Genomic DNA, 19,371 nt, shown 5'->3' with positions numbered 1-19,371 from the left:
TCGTGTCGCACGCCATGGGTCGGTCTCGGCGTCATGAAATCCGTGGCCGCCCCTTGCCGTTCCACGTCATTTTCCTAATCTTCCATAGTGCTTGCGGATGACGATCGTAGGGGGCGGGCGGATTCATCCACATTGGGAGGAAGTAAACTCATGAAGCTTCGCCATGTCGTTTCCGCCGCGCTTCTCGCGGCCACCACGATCCCGGCCTCGGCCGCCGAGATTTCCGATGGCAAGGTCAAGATCGGCATCCTCAACGACCAATCCGGCGTCTATGCCGATTTCGGCGGCAAGTGGTCGGTCGAGGCGGCCAAGATGGCGGTCGAGGATTTCGGCGGCAAGGTGCAGGGAGCGCCGGTCGAGATCATCAGCGCCGACCATCAGAACAAGCCCGATATCGCCTCCAACATCGCACGCCAGTGGTATGACACCGAACAGGTGGATGCCATCATGGAGCTGACGACCTCTTCGGTCGCGCTCGCCGTGCAGGGGATCTCCAAGGAAAAGAAGAAGATCGACATCGTCACCGGTGCGGCGACCACCGACCTCACCGGCAAGCAATGCTCGCCCTACGGCTTCCACTGGGCCTACGACACCCATTCGCAGGCGGTGGGAACCGGCGGCTCGCTGGTGCAGCAGGGCGGCGACAGCTGGTTCTTCGTGACCGTCGACTATGCGTTCGGCTATTCGCTGAAGGAGCAGACCGCCAAGTTCGTCGAGAGCCATGGCGGCAAGGTGCTGGGCGAAGTGCGTTATCCCCTCGGCGCGACCGACTATTCGTCCTTCCTGCTGCAGGCGCAATCGTCGGGCGCCAAGGTCATCGGCTTGGCCAATGCCGGCCTCGATACCTCCAATTCCATCAAGCAGGCAGCCGAATTCGGCATCGTGCAAGGCGGCCAGCGCCTGGCCGCGCTCCTGTTCACGCTGGCCGAGGTGCATGGGCTCGGCCTGCAGGCGGCGCAGGGCGTCGTGCTGACCGAGGGCTATTACTGGGACCGCGACGACAAGAGCCGCGAATTCGGGCAGCGCTTCTTCAAGCGCACCAACCGCATGCCGAACATGATCCAGGCCGCGACCTATTCGGCGGTGACGCAGTATTTGAAGGCGATCGACAAGGCCGGCACCGACGAGACCGAAGCCGTCGCCAAGCAACTCCATTCGCTGCCGGTGGACGACGCCGTCATCACCGGCGGCAAGGTCCAGGCCGACGGCAACATGGTCCACGACATGTATCTCTACCAGGTCAAGACGCCCAGCGAGAGCAGCAAGGATTGGGACTATTACAAATACCTCGCCACTATTCCCGGCAAGGAGGCGTTCCTGAGCGAGAAGGACAGCGGCTGCGCGACGGCCGCCCAGTGACGGGCGCGGCCACGGTGCCGCCCGACCTGACCGACCAGGAGCCGCGGGTGGTGCTTTCCGCCCGCGGCCTGCGGCGTGACTTTGCCGGCTTCGTCGCCGTCAAGAATGTCGACCTCGATGTCCGCCACGGCAACATCCATGCGCTGATCGGACCCAACGGCGCCGGCAAGACGACCGTTTTCAACCTGCTGACAAAATTCCTGGCGCCGACCAGCGGCAGGATCGAGCTGCTCGGCCACGACATCACCCGCGCCTCGCCGGCCAAAGTGGCGCGGATGGGGCTGGTGCGCTCGTTCCAGATATCGGCGATCTTTCCGCATCTCAGCGTGCTCGACAATGTGCGGGTCGCGCTGCAGCGGCCGGCCGGGCTCGGCATCCAGTTCTGGCGCTCGCTGGCGGCCCTCGACCGGTTGACGCCGCGTGCCATGGAACTGCTGCGGTCCGTCGGCCTCGACGATGCGACGAACAGGCTGGCCGGCGATCTTTCCTATGGCAGGAAACGCGTGCTCGAGATCGCCACGACGCTGGCGCTGGGTCCCAAGGTGCTGCTGCTCGACGAGCCGATGGCGGGCATGGGCCATGAGGACGTGGCCACGGTTTCCGCCCTCATCCGCTCGGTGGCGAGTGACCGCGCGGTTCTGATGGTCGAGCACAATCTGACCGTGGTCGCCGATCTCTGCGACTGGATAACGGTGATGCAGCGTGGCGAGGTGCTCGCGGCCGGCGACTACGCCACCGTCAGCCGCGACGAGCGCGTCAAGGTGGCCTATATGGGTACCGCCGATGACTAGGGCTTCCCCCCTGCTCGCGGTCCGCGGCCTCAATGCCTGGTACGGCGAGGGCCATGCGCTGCACGGCGTCGATCTCGAAGTGTTTGCCGGCGAGACGGTCACATTGCTCGGCCGCAACGGCGTCGGCAAGACGACGACGCTGCGCGCCATCATGGGCCTGATCCGCCGGCGCACCGGCAAGGTCGTGTTCAACGGCGCCGACCTGATGCGGCTGCCGCTGCACCGCACCGCGCACCAGGGCATCGGCTTCGTACCGGAAGAACGCGGCATCTTCTCGACGCTGACCGTCGACGAGAACCTGGTACTGCCGCCGGTCGTCGCCTCGGGCGGCATGAGCGTCGAGGAAATCTTCGATCTGTTCCCCAATCTGGAGGAGCGGCGCAACAGCCCCGGCACAAGGCTGTCGGGCGGCGAACAGCAGATGCTGGCGATCGCGCGCATGCTGCGGACCGGGGTCAAGATGCTGCTCTTGGACGAACCGACCGAGGGCCTCGCTCCCGTCATCGTCCAGCGCATCGGCGAGCTGCTGGCGACGCTGAAGCAGCGCGGCATGACCATCCTGCTGGTCGAACAGAATTTCCGCTTCGCCAGCCGTGTCGCCGACCGCTTCTACCTAATGGAGCACGGCAAGGTCGTGGCCGGGTTTCCCACTGGCGAACTGGCGGACCGCATGACGCTGCTCCACGAAATTCTGGGTGTATGATGGCGCCATGACGATGATCTTCGGCATCCCCGTCCAGGCATTGCTCGGCCAATTGCTGGTCGGGCTGATCAACGGCTCCTTCTACGCCATGCTGAGCCTTGGCCTGGCCGTGATTTTCGGCCTGCTGCGCGTCATCAATTTCGCCCATGGGGCCCAATATATGCTGGGCGCCTTCATCGGCTATCTCCTGCTCACCCATCTCGGCATCGGCTATTGGCCGGCGCTGGTCTTGGCGCCGCTGATCGTCGGCATCTTCGGCGTCGTGGTCGAGCGCCTGGCGTTGTCGCGGCTCTACGACACCGATCCGCTCTACGGCTTGCTTTTCACTTTCGGCCTCGCGCTCGTGCTCGAGGGCATCTTCCGCTACTATTACGGCGTGTCGGGAAACCCCTACGCCGTGCCGCCGCTGCTGGCCGGCGGCACCAATCTCGGCTTCATGTTCCTGCCCATTTATCGCGGCTGGGTCGTGGTCGCCTCGCTCATCGTCTGCTTTGGCACCTGGGCGTTGATCGAGAAGACCAGGCTCGGTTCCTATCTGCGCGCGGCAACCGAAAATCCTCGCCTCGTCCAGGCCTTCGGCGTCAACGTGCCGTTGCTCTTGACCCTCACCTACGGGCTCGGCTCGGCCCTTGCCGGGCTCGCCGGGATAATGGCCGCACCGATCTACCAGGTCAGCCCGCTGATGGGATCGGATCTCATCATCGTCGTCTTCGCCGTCGTGGTGGTCGGCGGCATGGGCTCGATCCTCGGCGCCATCGTCACAGGCTACATGCTTGGCCTCGCAGAAGGCCTGACCAAGGTTTTTTACCCGGAGGCCTCCAACCTGGTGGTCTTCGTCATCATGGCGATCGTGCTTTTGGTCCGGCCGGCCGGCCTGTTCGGAAAGGACGCCTGAGATGACGGAAGAGACATCCGACATGGCCGGGCTTTCGCTGCGCGAGGCATCGGCCAACCCCTCGCCAAGGCTCGAATGGGTGCTGGTCGGGCTCGGCATGGCGGCACTGCTGGCGGCGCCGTTCTTCGTCTATCCGATCTTCCTGATGAAGATGTTGTGCTTCGCGCTGTTTGCCTGCGCCTTCAATCTCCTGCTCGGCTATACCGGGCTCTTGTCCTTCGGCCACGCCACCTTCTTCGGCGGAGCCGCCTATTTCACCGCGCACGCCGTCAAGGTCTGGGGCTGGCCGCCGGAAGCCGGCATCCTGCTCGGCATGGCTGGCGCCGCACTGCTCGGCCTCGTCATGGGCTTCTTCGCCATTCGCCGGCAAGGCATCTATTTCGCCATGATCACGCTGGCGCTGTCGCAGATGTTCTTCTTCTTTTGCGTGCAGGCGCCGTTCACGCAAGGCGAGGACGGCATCCAGGGCGTGCCGCGCGGCGTCCTGTTCGGTGTCCTCGATCTCAACGCCCCGATGAACATCTATTATGTCGTGCTCGTCGTGGTCCTGCTCGGCATCTTCGCCATCTGGCGCATCGTCAACTCGCCCTTCGGCATGATCCTGCGCTCGATCCGCGAAAACGAGAACCGCGCCATTTCGCTCGGCTATTCCGTAGCCGGCTACAAGCTCGCCGCCTTCGTCATGTCGGCGGCGCTGGCCGGGCTCGCCGGCTCGCTGAAGGCGATCGTCTTCCAGTTCGCCACGCTCACCGATGTCACCTGGCAGATGTCGGGCGAGGTCATCCTGATGACGCTGCTCGGCGGCATCGGCACCATGGTCGGCCCCATCATCGGCGCCAGCCTCGTCGTCGGCCTGGAAAACACGCTGGCTACATCAGGTTTCCCCGTGACCATTGCCACCGGCCTGATATTCATGGTGTGCGTGCTGGTCTTCCGGCGTGGGATTGTCGGCGAGGTTTACGCGCGGGTGCTGGGGCGGGCGGGAAAGGGGTGAGGGGCGGCCGCCGCAGCGCGGAAACATGTCACTGCTTAAAGCAGTGCTCACGGTGCCATTGTAGGAAATGAGGATGAGGGCGCTCAAGCGGTCGACGGGGTGGAAGCGCACGGCCTGACTTGTTGACGAATGCCCTTACGCTCTCAGGATCATTGACCAGCCGCGAAATCAGGATTTCCAGACCATCGTTTAGGCCGATCAATCCGCGATCGAGCTTGGAATATCTTACTCCCGTGCTGCCGGCCCATAAGCACCAAAGCTCAGTCCACCTCACCCATAACACCCGCGCTCCACCGCCAGCCGCCGCACCAGCGCCAGCACACCATCGATCGCCGGCGTCGGCTTCCCCACCAGTCGCCCAAGCTCCTGCACCGCGCCGACCAGCGCGTCGATTTCCATCGGGCGGCCGCGTTCCAGGTCCTGGAGCATCGAGGTCTTGTGGTCGCCGACGTCGCCGGCGCCCTTGATGCGGCGGTCGACGTCTATGGGGAAGCGCACGCCGAGGCTTTCGCCGATCGCTTGCGCTTCCAGCATCATGGCGCGGGCGAGCGTGCGGGTGCCTTCGTCGGCGACGATCGCGGCCAGCGTCGAGCCGGTCAGCGCAGAGATCGGGTTCAAGGAGAGATTGCCCCACAGTTTTATCCAGATTTCTGCGCGTATGTCGTCGCGCACCGGCGCCTGCAGGCCGGCCTTGACCATCTCCCCGGCCAGGAGCGTCGCCCTTTCGCTCTTTTCGCCCGAGGGTTCGCCGAGCGAGAAGCGCCGGCCCTCGACATGGCGGATCAAGCCGGGCGCATCGACCTCGACGGCGGGGTAAACCACCGAACCGATGACGCGCCGCGGGCCGAGCCGGTCCCAGATCGTGCCGCCGGGATCGACCTGATGTAGCCTCGTGCCTTCGAGCGCGCCGCTGGTTTTATAGAAATACCACCAGGGAACGCCGTTCTGCATGGTGACGACCGATGTGTGGTCCCCAAGCAGCGGGGCGATCTGGTCGAGCGCGGGCGCAACGGAATGCGCCTTCAGCGCCAATACGACATAGTCCTGTTCGCCAAGGTCTTCGGCCTTGGCGGCGGCCCTGACCGGGGCGGTCGTTTCCTGTCCGTCCTCGATCAGGCGCAGGCCAGTGGCCTTGATCGCTTCGAGATGCGCGCCGCGGGCCACGATCGACAGCTCGGTGCGGCCGGGGATGGCCAGCTTGGCCGCGAGATAGCCGCCGATGGCGCCCGCGCCGAAGATGGTGATCTTCATGATCGGAGCCCGAGCTTGGCGGCGAGCCCGATGCGCTGCAGCTTTCCGGTCGCCCCCTTGGGAATCTCCTCCAGGATCAGCACCTTGCGCGGCACCTTGAAGTCGGCGAGCCGCATCGCGGCGTGGGCGCGGATATCGCCCTCGCTGGCGCTCATGCCTTCGCGCAGCACGACCGCCGCCGCCACCTCCTCGCCGAGCTTGTCATGCGGCATCGCGAAGGTGACGACCTGCGCCACCGCCGGATGGTCCATCAGCACCTCGTCGACCTCGAGCGGCGAGATCTTCTCGCCGCCGCGATTGATGATCTCCTTCAGCCGGCCGGTGACCCTGAGATAGCCGTCATCGTCGAGCACGCCCTGGTCGCCGGTGTGGAACCAGCCATGCGCGAAGGCCGTGGCGTTGGCGTCCGGGTTCTTCTCGTAGCCTGAGGTGACATTGGGGCCGCGAATGACGATCTCGCCCGTCTCGCCGGCCCGCATCAGCCGCCCGTCCGGCGCCATGACCGCAACCTCGGGTCCGCCGGCCGCACCCACGCTGCCCGGCTTGCGCAGGCCCGGCGGCAGCCGGTTGGACGCCATCTGGTGCGCGGCCTCGGTCATCCCATAGGATTCGATCACCGGGCAGCCGAAGGTCGCCTCGAGCTCGGCCATCACCTGCGCCGGCAGCGACGCCGAGGACGAGCGGATGAAGCGCAGGCGTGCCGCCGACAGCGCTTCGGCATTGCGCGCCGCGCGCGCCAGGATCGCCTGGTGCATGGTCGGCACCGCCGTGTACCAGCTCGGCCTGGCGTCACTCAGCCACTGGAAGAAGCGCAGCGCGTTGAAGCCTGGCGTGCAATAGATGCTGCCGCCGGATGCCAGTGACGACAGCACCGCCGCGATCAGCCCATGGATGTGGAACAGCGGCATGATGTTGAGGCAGCGGTCACCGGCCGTCAGGCCGAGCGTCGCGCCGATATGACGGGCGGAGGCCGCGACATTGGCATGGCTGAGTGGCACCAGCTTGGGCCGCGACGTGGTGCCGGAGGTGTGCAGCAGAAGCGCGATGTCATCGTCCCCGGCCATGGCGGGCGCCGCCTGCGGTCCGACCGCCGCGCCGTCGATGGTGAAGCCGCCGGCCGGCGCATCCGGCGGCACGATGAGCCGCAGCACGCCGATGCCGAGGCGCTCGGCCACAGTCACGGCAGGGCCGGTCTCGTTCTCGGCGACCAGGATCGCCTTGGGGCCGATGTCGGTGAGATAAAAGTCGAGCTCGTCCGCCCGGTAGGCGGGGTTGAGCGGCGCCGTCGGGGCTGTGGCGGCGACAGCGATGAAGGCCGTCGCCATCTCCGGCCCGTTGGGCAGCACGATCGCCACCCGGTCGCCTCGGCCGATGCCGAGGGTGTGGAGCTGTTTGGCCGTGGCGGCGATCAGCGCGCGCAGTCCGCCATGGGTCAGCGCGGGCCTGTCGGGGGCCAGGATCGCTGGCGCGTCGTCCACGCCGGCGACGAGGCGGCGGGAAAGGTCTGTGTGGGTTTGGGTCATGGTCACCAGCTATGTTTCAAGACTATGGCTTGCGAAAGTCCATCGGACGTCAGCGCCGCCCCTCATTGCCCTGCCGGGCATTTCTCCCCCTATAGTGACGGGGAAAAAGTAGCAGTTTCGGCCTCGGTGCTTGTTCAGCGTAGGCGATTGGCGAAACCGTCGATGACATCACCTCTCTCCCCGTCATTATACGGGGAAAGGACGCCGGCAGGCGGGTGAGGGGCAGCGCCAACGCCCGGTAGTTGCCTTGCCAATCACCTCAATAGCCCAGCGCCATCCCGTCCTTGCGCGGATCGGATGCCCCCGTCAGCGTTCCCTTTTCCCAGTCGATCAGCACCGCCTGGCCGCCGCCGAGCGGATGGTGCGGCTCGGTGATCGCGTGGCCGCGCCGCCGCAGGCCTTCGATCGCCTCGGTGGGCACGTTGCGCTCGGCTTCCACTAGGCCGTCATTGTAGAACACGCGCGGCGCATCGAGCGCTTGCTGCGGGTCCATGCCGAAATCGATCATGTTGGTCAGAAGATGGACATGACCGAAGGGCTGGTAGCCGCCGCCCATGACGCCGAACGGCATCACCACGCGGCCGCTTTTGGTCGCCATGCCCGGCATGATCGTGTGCATCGGCCGCTTGCCGGGCGCGATGGCATTGGGATGACCTGCGTCAAGGCGGAAGCTCGAGCCGCGGTTCTGCAGCATCACGCCGGTCTTTGGGCCAACCACGCCGCTGCCGAAGGAATAATAGGTCGAGTTGATGAAGGAGACCGCGTTGCGGTCGCGGTCGACGATCGAGATATAGACCGTGTCGCTGCCCGGCAGCTGCACGTCGGGCAAATGGGTCATGGCGCGCTCGCGGTCGATCTCGGCGCGCAGCCGGTCGGCATAGGCGGCCGATAGAAGCGCCCTCACTGGCACCGGGACATGGTCCTGGTCGCCAACGAAACGGTCGCGGTCGCGATAGGCCAGCCGCCCGGCCTCGATTTCCAGGTGCAGGCGCTCGGCGCCGTTGGGGTCGAGCCCGCCGAGCTTGAAGCCCGACAGCACGTTCAGCATCAAGAGCGCCGTCAGCCCTTGGTTGTTCGGCGGCATCTGGTGGATCTCGTGGCCGCCATAGCTGACGCTCACCGGCGCCACATAGTCGCCCCTTGTCGCGGCGAAATCTTCCGCCGTGTGCAGCCCGCCCAGCTCCTTGAGCCGGCGCACCATGTCGACGGCGACCGCGCCTTCGTAGAACCCGGCGCGGCCCTGTTTGGCGATCACCCGCAAGGTCGCGGCCAGTTCCGGCTGCTTGTGCACGTCGCCGGCCTTTGGTGCCACGCCACCGGGCAGGAAGATGCGCGCGGCATGCTCGTCGGCGGAAAGATCGGTTTCGGGTTCGGCCCAGTCGAAGGCGACGCGGTCGTGCACGACATAGCCGTTCTCGGCATAGTGGATCGCCGGTGCCAGCACCTCGGCCAGGGTCTTGCTGCCATGGTCCTCCAGCAGCCGGCACCAGGCGTCGATGGCGCCCGGCACGGTCACCGCATGCGGTCCCTGCTTCGGTAGCTCGTTAAACCCCTTGTCGCGATACCAGTCGACGGTCGCGGCCGCCGGCGCCCGCCCCGAGCCGTTGAAAGCCAGCACTTGGCTTTGTCCCTTGGGGCAGTAGAGGACAAAGCAATCGCCTCCGATCCCCGTCGATTGCGGCTCGACCACGCCCTGCACGGCGGCGGCGCAGATGGCGCCATCCATGGCATTGCCGCCGGCGCGCAGCATCTCGATGGCCGCAAGCGTCGAGAGCGGATGCGATGTCGCGGCAATCGCTTCCGTGGCACGAACCGGCGAGCGGCCGGGAAACTGGAAATCACGCATCTGTTCTGGATATCCTAGGGCACTTGAAAGAATGGGTCACTTGAAGCGATGAGTCCGATGAAATCAATGCCGGCGGCCAAAGATCTGCGCCAGCGACAGCAGCAGGACAGACAGCACGATCAGGCAGGTCGAGATGGCGGCGATGGTCGGGTCGATCTGGTCGCGCAGCGCGTTGAACATGCGGCGCGTCAGCGTCGTGGTCTCCCCGCCCGAGATGAACAGCGAGACGACAACTTCGTCGAAGGAGGTGATGAAGGCAAACAGCGCGCCCGAGACGATCGAGAAGCGGATCTGCGGCATCGTCACCTGCCAGAAGGCAGCGACGCGTCCGGCACCCAAGCTGCGCGCCACCCGCTCCTGGTTCATGTCGTAGGAGCGCAGGCCCGACAGCACCGTCAGCACCACCAGCGGCAGCGCCTGCACCGTATGCGCGATGACCAGGCCGGTCAGCGTGTTGTTGAGGCCGATGCGCGCATAGAGGAAGAAGGTGCCGATGCCGACCAGGATCACGGGGATGATCAGCGACGCGGTGAGCAGCGCGTTGATGGTGCCGTTGAAGCGCAGCGTGCCCCGGTTGACCGCATAGGCGGCGGCAGTGCCGAGCGGTGTCGCCACCAGCGCGGTCATGACAGCGACCTTCACCGACACGATGGTGGCGTCGCGCCATTCCAGCGACTGGAAATAGCTTTCATACCAGCGCAGCGACCATTGCCGCGGCGGGAACTGCAGCAGCGTCGAATCCGAGAACGACATGATGAGGATGATGACCGACGGCGCGATCAGGAACAGCAGCACGAGGCCGCCGAAGGCGTAGAGCCACAGCCGTTGCCGGTGCGAGATCGGCAGTCCGACGCTGTCACTCATCGCGAACTCCATACGCCGGTGGCGTGCGCGCCGAGCAGCCACTGGAACAGGCCGAGAAGCGCCAGCGTGACCGTCAGCAGCACCACGCCGAGTGCCGCACCGGCGCCCCAGTTGGAATAGAGGCTGGTGGTCTGTTCCATACGCATCGCCCACATCACCACCTTGCCGCCACCCATCAGCGCCGGCGTCACGAAGAAACCGAGGCACAGCACGAAGACGATGACCACGCCGGAGGCGAGGCCGGGCACCGACAGCGGAAAGAAGATTTGCCGAAAGGTCGCGGCCGGGCCGGCGCCGAGGTTCATGCCGGCGCGCAGGCAGTCGGTGTCGATCGTCTTGATCGAGGCATAGAGCGGCAAAACCAGGAACGGCAGCAATATATGCGTCATGCCGATGACGACGCCCGAGAAATTGTTGGCCAGCGACAGCGGCTGGCTGATCACGCCGAGATCGATCAGCCAGCTGTTGATCAGGCCCTTGCGCTGCAGGATCACCAGCCAGGCATAGGTGCGCACGAGCACCGATGTCCAGAACGGCAGGATGACGAAGATCAGGCAGATCGACGCGGCCCGGCGCGGCAGCTGCGACAGCATGTAGGCCAGGGGATAGCCGAGCAGCACGCAGGCGCCGGTGACGATGAAGGCGACCTCGAAGGTGGTGATGAAGGTCCTGATGTAGGAGGCCTGCTCGAAGAAGCGCGCATAGTTGGCGGCGCTCAAGGCGCCGGTCTCGTCGAACAGCGACAGCCAGAACAGCCAGCCGATCGGCACGATGATGATGGCGCAGACGAGGAACAGGCTCGGCGCCAGCAGCGCCAGCAGCCGCAATGACTCGCGCCGCGCATCGGCGCGCAGGGCCTGCGTGTTCAGGTCCTGCCCCGCCGGCCTGACGGTCTCCGTCACGATGGCGGACTGCGCGCTCATCCCTCGGCCGCCACCAGGATCGTATCCTTGGCATCGAGGCCGAGCGTGATCGGCTGGCCGGGCGCCGGCAGCCTTGCCAGCACGTCGCTGCGGCAATAGTCGCGCAGCGTCACCTGGCGGCCGTCGCGCAGGCTGGCATAGCAGACGAAACTGTCGCCCTGGTAAATGATGTCGCTGACCGTCGCATCGAGCACATTGACGCCCGTCGACGGGTCGGATGCCGTGACCAGCCGCAGCTTCTCGGGTCGGACCACCATCAGATGCGGACCGGCCGGCGGCGTCGGTGCGCCGGTCTGGATCAGCCTGTCCTCATACCAGACCGAGCCATCGCGGCTTTCGACCGGGATGAAGTTCGATTCGCCGATGAAGCCGGCTACGAATTTTGTCTTCGGCGCGGCATAAATCGTTTCGGGCCTGTCGAGCTGTTCGATGCGGCCGCCGTTCATCACCGCGATACGGTCCGACATGGTGATGGCTTCGCGCTGGTCATGCGTGACATAAACCGTGGTCATGCCGAGACGGCGATGAAGCGCACGCAATTCGATCTGCATATGCTCGCGCAAACCCTTGTCGAGCGCCGACAAGGGTTCATCCATCAAGACGATGCGCGGCTCGAAGACGATGGCGCGCGCCAGGGCCACGCGCTGGCGCTGGCCGCCGGAAAGCTGGTCCACCCGGCGCTCGCCCAGGCCCTGCAGCTTCACCAACTCCAGCGCGTTCTCCACCCGCTGCGCCGTCTCTGTCGCACCAACGCCGCGCTGCTTCAGCGGAAAGGCGATGTTGTGGAAGACGTTCATATGCGGAAACAGCGCATAGTTCTGGAACACCATGCCGATATTGCGCCTGTGCGGCGGCGTGGTGATGATCTCGTCGCCGCCGACCTTGATCGATCCGCCATTGGCTCGCACGAAACCGGCCAGGATCATCAGCAGCGTCGTCTTCCCCGAGCCCGAAGGCCCAAGCAGCGTCAGGAACTCGCCCGCCTCGACATCGAGGTTCAGGCCACGCAGCACCGGCACGCTGCCAAATCGTTTCTCGATCGCCCGCATGCCGATCGGCAGCGCGGATGGTGCAATGGACAAGATCGTTATCTCCGAGGCAGAGACTGAAGGAGCGGGGCGGCGCTGGTGCCGTCCCGCAAGGTCAGGTTCCAGCCTATTGCTGGATCAGATTGTTGAACTTTTCCGTCGCCTCGACGAGGTTGTCGCGCCAGAACTCGGCATCCTGCAACACCTGCTTCTTGACGTTTTCGGGCGCCGAGTTGATGTCCTTGATCCGCTCCGGCGGGATCTTGCCGGTCTCGAAGGCCTTCTCGTTCACCGGTCCATTATCGACATAGAGCGGCAGATTGGCCTGCAGTTGCGGGCTGACGAACATGGCCAGCGCCTTCATCGCCGCGTCCTTGTTCTTGGCGCCCTTGGGGATGACCATGCAATCGGCGGTGAGCACGCCCTGGTCGAAGGAGAAGCTGACCGGCGCGCCTTCCTTCTTCAAAGTCCCGGCGCGGCCGTTCCAGATGCTCGCCATGTCGACTTCGCCATCCTTCACCAGTTGCATGGCCTGGGCGCCGGAGGTCCACCAGGCATCGACATGGCCACGGATCTTGTCGACCGATTTCAGCGCGCCGTCGATGTCGACGGGATAAACTTTGTCGATCGGCAGGCCGGAGGCGAGCGCTGCGACGCTCAGCGTCTCCGTCGCCTGGCTGCTGCTCAGTGCGCGCCGTCCCGGAAACTTTTCCACGTTCCAGAAGTCGGCCCATGTCTTCGGGCCCTTGTCCCCGAAGACGTCGGTCCGGTAGATCAGCACGACGGAAGTGTAGGAGATGCCGACCCAGTCGTCATGCACCAGCTTCGGGTTGATGCCGCTCTTGTCGATGATGCCGTAATCCAGCTTTTCGAACAGCCCTTCCTTCGAGCCGCGCGCGCATTCGTCGGCGCCGAGTTCGGTGATGTCCCATTTCACCGCATTGCCGGTCACCTGCAGCCGCACGTCATCGAGGCCGTTGGTCGTGTCTTCCTTGATGGTGATGCCGAGCGCATCCGCGGTCGGCTTGAAGAAGGCCTTGGTCTGCGCCTCCTGATAGGTGCCGCCCCATGAGGCGACGGTGATCGTGTCGGCGGCGACGGCCGGCACTGCCACGGAGGCAATGAGCCCGGCTATCGCTAAAGTTCTAAAGCTGGTGGTCCTGTTCATTTCAGTTCTCCGACCGGTGTTCCCATTTGTTTTTGATTTGGCATGCGATTTTGTATACAATTTAGAATGTAGCCGAGAGATCGGTGTTGTCAACCGCGACGGGCGCGATCGGCTGGACGGTGGGGACGGCGCCGCGGGCCGTGGCAAATTACGCCGACTGCGACTACAAACGAGGCGATGTCCGGCTGAAGCGGCCGGGGAACTGGAAACGGAACTTGGCCAAGGAACCAAAAAACACGCTGCGCGACTCGGTCTATTCCGCGCTCAAGGCGATGATCGTGACCGGCCAGATTCCGCCGGGCTCACGCGTCACTGAAAGCGACATCGCGGCAAAACTCAATGTCAGCCGCACCCCCGTGCGCGAAGCCTTCAACCGCCTGGAGCGCGACGGGCTGGTCACCGGCCGGCCGCGCCAGGGCTATGCCGTCACCGAGTTCGACATCAACATGTTCCGCGAGGCCTTCGCCATCCGCGAACTGCTCGACGGCCATGCGACGGAATTGGCGGCGGCCGCCGCGACCGAGAAGGACAAGGCGCGGCTGCGCGCCATGCTGGCCGAGTGCGAGCGGCTGGCCGCCATTCCCGATCGCACGACGCGCGAAAAATTCCAGGAACTGGAGGTCGGCATCGATCTCCACCGCGTCATTGCCGAAATCAGCGGCAATGTCATGCTGCATGGCATGCTGTGCGGCATCCTCGACAAGTGCCAGCATTATGTCTGGACCGAACTCTTGTGGCTCGATGAATGGAAGATCGCCCGCGACGAACACGCCGAGATCGTCGAGGCGATCTGCGCAAATGATATCATCCGCGCCGGCGCCCTGGCCCGCGCGCATGTGCGCGGTTCGCGCGAGAACGTGCTGCGCCTGCTGCAGGCGAAATCGGATTATCAGAGCTTCCTGGCCAAGGCGTCCTGAGCGGACCAGCCATTCTTCCTACCTGGTTCAGCCGCCCTTTCCGAGCGTGGCCACCGCGTCGACGATCCGGGTGAAGCTCGCGCGGGCGCGGCCAACGGTATGCCGAGCCCTGAGATAGCCGTGCACGAGGCCGGGTTCCTCGAACCAGGTGGCGCGCCCGCCTGCCGCGACGATGCGGTCGCGATAAACCTCGCCATCGGATGACAGCGGGTCGCACTGGGCGGTAATCAGCACGGTCGGCGGCAAATTGGCGAAATCGGCATCGGCCAGCGGATACAGCGTGATGTCACCGGTCTGGTCCACACCGCCGGTACGGACGTGTTTGTAGAATTCAAGGTCGCGCACCGTCAGCATGGGCGCCTCGGCATGCGTCACGTAGGAGCCGAGCGCGCGATCGCCGCCGAGACCGGGATAGATCAGCACCTGGCCGACCGGCTTTTTCGAATGGCCACGGGTCGCGTGCGCAACGGCGGCGCAAAGATTGCCGCCGGCGCTGTCACCGCACAGCAAGACGGGGCGGTCGTAGGTCCCGGCGGCCCATTCGAAGGCGCTCATCGCATCGTCGAAAGCGGCCGGATGCAGATGCTCCGGCGCCAGCCGGTGGTCGACCGAGACCACCTCATAACCGGTGCGGCCGCAAAGTTCGGCACAGACGTCGTCATGGCTGTCCAGCCCGCCAAGGATGAAGCCCCCGCCATGGAGGTAGAGCACCATGGCGGCGTGGTCCGGCTTTGCGTTGCGGTAGATGCGGACCGGTATGTTGTTGACAGGTGTGGTAATGGCGGTCGTCTCCGCCGTCACGCCTTGCGGGTAGCCGGCAAAGAACTCACGGCACATGCGATCGTAGATCTCGCGCTGCTGCGCGATCCTGTGATCGATCGTGTCGGGCGGATAATAGGAATTCGTCCGCTCGATGAAGGCCCAGGTCTCGGCGTCGATCAGTTTGACGTAGTCGGTCATGAAGGGAGACCAGCTTTAGGTGATGGCGCCATCATCTCCGCAGCGTCACTTCCCCTTCCACACCGGTTCGCGCTTTTCGGCGAAGGCGCGGAAACCCTCCATGCCGTCCTCCGACCCGTAGAGCGCATCGACCGTCGGCAGCTGCCGGCGCGTCACCTTGTTCATCGCCTCCTGGAAGGTCAACGATTCCGCCACCCGCGCGGTCTCCTTGATCGCTGCGAACACCAGTGGCGGGCCGCTGGCGAGCAGCCGGGCGATCTCCCAGACGCGGTCCTCGAGCTTTTCCTTGGGCAAAACCTCGTTGACCAGGCCCCAGCGATGCGCCTCGGCGACATCCATCCAGCGGCCGGTGAGCAAAAGGTCCATGGCGACGTGATAGGGCATGCGCTTAGGCAGCTTGATCGTCGCCGCGTCGGCCAGCGTGCCGGCGCGGATTTCAGGCAGCGCGAAGGAAGAATGGTCGGAGGCATAGATGAGGTCGCAGGACAGCGCCAGCTCGAAGCCGCCGCCCACCGCCATGCCGTTGACGCAGGCGATGACCGGCTTGTTCAGGTCGCGCAATTCCTGCAGGCCGGCAAAGCCGCCGACGCCGTAATCGCCGTCGACCGCGTCGCCGCTCGCGGCGGCCTTCAGGTCCCAGCCGGCGCAGAAGAACTTGTCGCCGGCGGTCTTGACGATGGCGACGCGGAGGTCGGGATCGTCGCGGAACGCCTTGAAGGTTTCGCCCATCAGCCGCGAGGTTTTCAGGTCGATGGCATTGGCCTTGGGGCGGTCGAGCGTGACCTCGAGGATCGAGCCTTCGCGGCGGGTCGAAATGACGTCAGACATTCTTGTTTTCTCCCAGCACCAGCAGCGCATCGGCGATCCAGGCGCCCTTGCCCTCGGAGCAGACGATCAGCGGATTGATGTCGAGTTCCTCGATCTCGCCGGCATTCTCCTGCACGAAGCCGGCAATGCCCGCGATGGCGTCGATGGCGGCCGCGAGATCGGCCTTCGGCCGGCCGCGATAGCCTTCGAGCAGCGGGAACAGTTTCAGGCCGCGCAGTGCGGCCTCGATGTCGTCGCGCGTTGCCGGCAGCATCAGCGTGACGCTGTCGCGCAGCAATTCGACCAGCACGCCGCCAGTGCCCAGCGTCATCACGGCACCGAACATCGGGTCGCGGGTGAAGCCGACGATCAGTTCGGCGACGCCGTCGCGCACCATGCGCTCGACATATAGCCCGGTGCCGAGCGGCAACAGATCATGCGCCGCGGTGCTGACCGATTCGGCGTCCTTGAGATTCAGGCTGACGGCGCCGACCTCGGACTTGTGGGTGACGCCAAGGGCCTTCAGGGCGACGGGGAAGCCGAGCGCCATGGACGAGATCACCGCTTCGACCGCATTGCCGGCGCGTTCGCCTTTCGGCACCGGAAGCCCGGCCTTGATCAGCCGCGCCTTGGCTTGCGCCTCGTCGGGCGTGGAATGGTTACCGCCGGCAGCACCGGAGGCGGAGGTATCCACCGGCTGCGCCTGCGGTTCGCGCCAGGCCCAGCCGATGAAGGCCGCGGCCTGGGCCGCATCCATCGCCTCGGAAATGCCGAACAGCGGCACCATGCCGCGCGCCATCAGCTCGGCGGTGTATTCCTCCGGCAGGTTCTCCGGCAGCGACGAGACGATGGCGCCGTGCGCCTTGTTGGTCTTCAGCGCCGATTCGAAAGCGCGCAGCGTCGCCCACCAGTCGGTCACCGAGCAGCGATCGGGACGCGGGAAGTCGAGCACCAGCATGTTGAGGTCGAAGCCGCCCGACACCATGGCGGTGAAGGTAGCGGTCATCGCCGGCTCGTTGTTCCAGATGAAGGTGTGATAGTCCAGGGGATTGGCCACCGCGACCAGCGGCCCGAGCGTCGATTTGACATGGGCGCGATGGGTGTCGTTCAGGACCGGGAAGTTGACCCACCGGCCTTCGGCGCTGTCGGCCATGACCGATGCCTCGCCGCCCGAACAGCTCATCGACGAGAGCTTGTAGCCGGGCAATGGGCCGGTGATGTGAAGCAGCTTCAGCGCCTCGATGAAGGAGGGGATGGAATCGACGCGAGCGATGCCAAGGCGCCTCAGGAAGGCGCCCGAGGCCGCATCGGACCCGGCAAGCGAAGCGGTGTGCGAGACGGTCGCCTGCCGCGCCTGTTCGGAGCGGCCCACCTTCATGGCAATGATCGGTTTTTTCAGCTCACGCGCCCTGGCGGCCAACCGCTCGAAGCCGGCTACCGAATCGAAGGCCTCGATGTGCAGGCCAAGCGCGGTGACCCGCTCGTCCTCGATCAGGCCAAGCGCCATTTCGGACAGGCCGGTCTGCGCCTGGTTGCCGGCGGTCATCAGGAAGGCGATCGGCAGGCCGCGCTTCTGCATCGTCATGTTGATGGCGATGTTGGACGACTGGGTGATGATGGCGACGCCCTTGCCGCCCTCCTCCAGCCTGATGCCGCCATGCTGGTCTGGCCACAAAAGCGCGCCATCGGCATAGTTGATCAGGCCGTAGCAGTTCGGTCCGATGATCGGCATCTGGCCGGCGGCGGCCACCAGCTCGGCCTGCAGCCTTTCGCCATCTTCGTCATAGGCCTCGGTTTCGAGGAATCCGGCGGCAAAGCAGACGGCGCCGCCGGCCCCGCGCTCAGCCAGTGCCTTGATCACCTCGATTGTCAGGTGCCGGTTGACGCCGACAAAGGCCGCGTCCGGCGCGCCGGGCAGATCGGCGACCGAGCGGTAGGCCTTGCGTCCGGCAACCTCGTCCTTGGTCGGGTGCACCGGCCAGATCTCGCCGGCAAAACCCATCTTGATCGATTGCGCGACGACCGCGGCGGCCTGCACGCCGCCGAACACGGCGATCGATTTGGGGCGCAGGAGGCGTTCAAGTTTATGCATGGTCATCTTTTCGTTTGAGCATGATCTCAGGACAAACGATCTCGTTTGCCCGACAAAACCGGACTCCGGCTTTCGCGGATCATGCTTTAAGCTCCGAAAGGACGCAGCAGCGCCCGCGAAATAATATGTCGCTGAATCTCCGACGTGCCCTCCCATATGCGCTCGACGCGGGCGTCGCGCCAGATGCGCTCCAGCGGCAGGTCATCCATCAGCCCCATGCCGCCATGGATCTGGATGGCCTCGTCGGCAACGAAGGCGAGCATTTCGGTGGCCTTCAGCTTGGCCATGGCCATGTCCTGGTCGGTGACGGTGCCCTGATCGTACTTCCACCCGGCTTCGAACACCATCAGGTCGGCGGCCTTGAGTTCCGTCGCCATGTCGGCGAGCTTGAACGACACGCCCTGGAACTTGCCGATCTGCTGGCCGAACTGTTGGCGCTGCGCGGCATATTCGACCGCATGGCCAAGCGCCCGCTCGGCACGGCCTAGGCAGGTGGCGCCGACCTGCAGGCGCGTGGCGCCGAGCCAGGAATTTGCGACGTCGAACCCCTTGTGCACCTCGCCCAGAACCTGGGATGCCGGCAACCGGCAGTCGTCGAATTCGAGAATGGCGTTGGTGTAGCCGCGATGCGAGACATTGCGATAGCCGTCGCGCACCGTGAATCCCTTGGTGCCCTTGTCGACGAAGAAGGCGGTGATCTTCTTGCGTTTTCCGCGCGGTGAATCCTCTTCGCCCGAGGCCATGAAGACGATGGCGAAATCGGCGAGATCGGCGTGGGAGATAAAATGCTTGGTGCCGTTCAGCACCCAGTCGTCGCCGTCCTGCACGGCGGTCGCCTTCATGCCGCGCAGGTCGGAGCCGGCGCCCGGCTCGGTCATCGCCAGGCAGTCCCATTTCTCGCCGCGGATGCAGGGGAAAAGATACTTTTCGCGCTGCTCCGGCGTGCCGGCGAGCAGGATGTTGGAAGGGCGCGCCACGCAGGTCCAGTGCAGCGCGTAATTGGCGCGGCCGAGTTCCTTTTCGTAGAGCAGCCAGGTCACGGTATCGAGCCCCGCGCCGCCGACATCGGCAGGCATGTTGGCGGCGTAGAGGCCGGCCTCGATCGCCTTGGCCTTGATCTCCTCGATCAGTTCGCGGCGCAGCACGCCGGTGCGCTCGACCTCGCGTTCATGCGGATAAAGCTCATTCTCGACGAAGGCGCGCGTCGTCTCGACAATGAGTTTCTGCTCTTCCGAAAGACCGAAATCCAT

17 protein-coding genes and 1 pseudogene are annotated in these 19,371 nt (G+C 65.1%); 6 read left to right on the top strand and 12 right to left on the bottom strand.

Features of this window, described 5'->3' with window-relative positions; all coding sequences use genetic code 11:
- Positions 1 to 150: 150 nt before the first annotated feature.
- The 5 genes from X739_RS159750 to X739_RS159770 are packed head-to-tail and all read left to right on the top strand — an operon-like array spanning position 151 to position 4,742.
- A complete protein-coding gene (locus X739_RS159750) occupies positions 151 to 1,359 on the top strand; it encodes an ABC transporter substrate-binding protein (RefSeq protein ID WP_023772105.1) in 1,209 nt (402 codons plus the stop codon).
- Entirely contained in the window at positions 1,356 to 2,150 is a 795-nt protein-coding gene (locus tag X739_RS159755) for an ABC transporter ATP-binding protein (RefSeq protein WP_023772106.1), read from the top strand. The genes X739_RS159750 and X739_RS159755 overlap by 4 nt, the downstream gene beginning before the upstream one ends.
- Complete coding sequence (locus X739_RS159760; protein WP_023772107.1) at positions 2,143 to 2,853, top strand: ABC transporter ATP-binding protein; 711 nt, start codon at positions 2,143 to 2,145, stop codon at positions 2,851 to 2,853. The genes X739_RS159755 and X739_RS159760 overlap by 8 nt, the downstream gene beginning before the upstream one ends.
- A gap of 7 nt (positions 2,854 to 2,860) precedes the next feature.
- Complete coding sequence (locus X739_RS159765) at positions 2,861 to 3,748, top strand: branched-chain amino acid ABC transporter permease (RefSeq protein WP_023772108.1); 888 nt, start codon at positions 2,861 to 2,863, stop codon at positions 3,746 to 3,748.
- Position 3,749: 1 nt separating this feature from the next.
- Positions 3,750 to 4,742, top strand: coding sequence for a branched-chain amino acid ABC transporter permease (locus tag X739_RS159770; RefSeq protein WP_031247918.1), 993 nt, complete (start codon positions 3,750 to 3,752; stop codon positions 4,740 to 4,742).
- Positions 4,743 to 4,770: 28 nt separating this feature from the next.
- Here X739_RS159770 and X739_RS1000000170275 read toward each other — a convergent pair.
- From X739_RS1000000170275 to X739_RS159805, 8 genes and pseudogenes are all read right to left on the bottom strand, one after another.
- Positions 4,771 to 4,953, bottom strand: a pseudogene (locus X739_RS1000000170275) (restriction endonuclease); the annotation flags it as partial.
- A gap of 59 nt (positions 4,954 to 5,012) precedes the next feature.
- Positions 5,013 to 5,993: a 2-dehydropantoate 2-reductase gene (locus X739_RS159775; protein WP_023772110.1), complete on the bottom strand. Its 981-nt coding sequence runs from the start codon at positions 5,991 to 5,993 to the stop codon at positions 5,013 to 5,015.
- On the bottom strand, positions 5,990 to 7,516 hold the full coding sequence (locus X739_RS159780) for an acyl--CoA ligase (protein ID WP_023772111.1): 1,527 nt from the start codon (positions 7,514 to 7,516) through the stop codon (positions 5,990 to 5,992). Before X739_RS159780 ends, X739_RS159775 begins: the two co-directional genes overlap by 4 nt.
- A 259-nt stretch (positions 7,517 to 7,775) precedes the next feature.
- Positions 7,776 to 9,362: a gamma-glutamyltransferase gene (ggt, locus tag X739_RS159785; RefSeq protein ID WP_023772112.1), complete on the bottom strand. Its 1,587-nt coding sequence runs from the start codon at positions 9,360 to 9,362 to the stop codon at positions 7,776 to 7,778.
- A 63-nt stretch (positions 9,363 to 9,425) separates the two neighbouring features.
- Complete coding sequence (locus tag X739_RS159790; RefSeq protein WP_023772113.1) at positions 9,426 to 10,226, bottom strand: ABC transporter permease; 801 nt, start codon at positions 10,224 to 10,226, stop codon at positions 9,426 to 9,428.
- Complete coding sequence (locus X739_RS159795; protein WP_023772114.1) at positions 10,223 to 11,149, bottom strand: ABC transporter permease; 927 nt, start codon at positions 11,147 to 11,149, stop codon at positions 10,223 to 10,225. The genes X739_RS159790 and X739_RS159795 overlap by 4 nt, the downstream gene beginning before the upstream one ends.
- Positions 11,146 to 12,231, bottom strand: a complete 1,086-nt coding sequence (locus X739_RS159800; RefSeq protein WP_023772115.1) for an ABC transporter ATP-binding protein — start codon at positions 12,229 to 12,231, stop codon at positions 11,146 to 11,148. Before X739_RS159800 ends, X739_RS159795 begins: the two co-directional genes overlap by 4 nt.
- Before the next feature lie 73 nt (positions 12,232 to 12,304).
- On the bottom strand, positions 12,305 to 13,345 hold the full coding sequence (locus tag X739_RS159805) for an ABC transporter substrate-binding protein (RefSeq protein WP_023772116.1): 1,041 nt from the start codon (positions 13,343 to 13,345) through the stop codon (positions 12,305 to 12,307).
- A gap of 215 nt (positions 13,346 to 13,560) precedes the next feature.
- Here X739_RS159805 and X739_RS159810 point away from each other — a divergent pair, with 215 nt between their 5' ends.
- Entirely contained in the window at positions 13,561 to 14,262 is a 702-nt protein-coding gene (locus X739_RS159810; protein WP_031240303.1) for a GntR family transcriptional regulator, read from the top strand.
- Between the two features lie 27 nt (positions 14,263 to 14,289).
- Here the strand turns inward: X739_RS159810 and X739_RS159815 are convergent, their stop codons facing one another.
- The 4 genes from X739_RS159815 to X739_RS159830 form a co-directional block, all read right to left on the bottom strand.
- The gene (locus X739_RS159815; protein ID WP_023793248.1) at positions 14,290 to 15,222 is read right to left on the bottom strand and encodes an alpha/beta hydrolase; all 933 of its coding nucleotides are present in this window, start codon (positions 15,220 to 15,222) and stop codon (positions 14,290 to 14,292) included.
- A gap of 45 nt (positions 15,223 to 15,267) precedes the next feature.
- Positions 15,268 to 16,050, bottom strand: coding sequence for a carnitinyl-CoA dehydratase (locus X739_RS159820; RefSeq protein WP_023793246.1), 783 nt, complete (start codon positions 16,048 to 16,050; stop codon positions 15,268 to 15,270).
- A complete protein-coding gene (locus X739_RS159825) occupies positions 16,043 to 18,121 on the bottom strand; it encodes an acetate--CoA ligase family protein (RefSeq protein ID WP_031251955.1) in 2,079 nt (692 codons plus the stop codon). Before X739_RS159825 ends, X739_RS159820 begins: the two co-directional genes overlap by 8 nt.
- An 86-nt stretch (positions 18,122 to 18,207) precedes the next feature.
- A complete protein-coding gene (locus X739_RS159830; protein WP_023772121.1) occupies positions 18,208 to 19,371 on the bottom strand; it encodes an acyl-CoA dehydrogenase in 1,164 nt (387 codons plus the stop codon).

It is taken from the genome of Mesorhizobium sp. LNHC209A00, assembly GCF_000502915.1.
Taxonomy (GTDB): domain Bacteria; phylum Pseudomonadota; class Alphaproteobacteria; order Rhizobiales; family Rhizobiaceae; genus Mesorhizobium.
The sequence above is the reverse complement of the archived record's forward strand: the minus strand, read 5'-3'. Positions and strand labels throughout refer to the sequence as shown.

Bases quoted from the DNA above. Each gene is read 5' to 3' on its own strand.
- X739_RS159790 (WP_023772113.1), bottom strand. From the start codon at position 10,226: ATGAGTGACAGCGTCGGACTGCCGATCTCGCACCGGCAACGGCTGTGG.
- X739_RS159825 (WP_031251955.1), bottom strand. From the start codon at position 18,121: ATGCATAAACTTGAACGCCTCCTGCGCCCCAAATCGATCGCCGTGTTC.
- X739_RS159815 (WP_023793248.1), bottom strand. From the start codon at position 15,222: ATGACCGACTACGTCAAACTGATCGACGCCGAGACCTGGGCCTTCATC.
- X739_RS159750 (WP_023772105.1), top strand. From the start codon at position 151: ATGAAGCTTCGCCATGTCGTTTCCGCCGCGCTTCTCGCGGCCACCACG.
- X739_RS159830 (WP_023772121.1), bottom strand. From the start codon at position 19,371: ATGGATTTCGGTCTTTCGGAAGAGCAGAAACTCATTGTCGAGACGACG.
- ggt (WP_023772112.1), bottom strand. From the start codon at position 9,362: ATGCGTGATTTCCAGTTTCCCGGCCGCTCGCCGGTTCGTGCCACGGAA.
- X739_RS159820 (WP_023793246.1), bottom strand. From the start codon at position 16,050: ATGTCTGACGTCATTTCGACCCGCCGCGAAGGCTCGATCCTCGAGGTC.
- X739_RS159805 (WP_023772116.1), bottom strand. From the start codon at position 13,345: ATGAACAGGACCACCAGCTTTAGAACTTTAGCGATAGCCGGGCTCATT.
- X739_RS159765 (WP_023772108.1), top strand. From the start codon at position 2,861: ATGACGATGATCTTCGGCATCCCCGTCCAGGCATTGCTCGGCCAATTG.
- X739_RS159780 (WP_023772111.1), bottom strand. From the start codon at position 7,516: ATGACCCAAACCCACACAGACCTTTCCCGCCGCCTCGTCGCCGGCGTG.
- X739_RS159770 (WP_031247918.1), top strand. From the start codon at position 3,750: ATGACGGAAGAGACATCCGACATGGCCGGGCTTTCGCTGCGCGAGGCA.
- X739_RS159775 (WP_023772110.1), bottom strand. From the start codon at position 5,993: ATGAAGATCACCATCTTCGGCGCGGGCGCCATCGGCGGCTATCTCGCG.
- X739_RS159760 (WP_023772107.1), top strand. From the start codon at position 2,143: ATGACTAGGGCTTCCCCCCTGCTCGCGGTCCGCGGCCTCAATGCCTGG.
- X739_RS159795 (WP_023772114.1), bottom strand. From the start codon at position 11,149: ATGAGCGCGCAGTCCGCCATCGTGACGGAGACCGTCAGGCCGGCGGGG.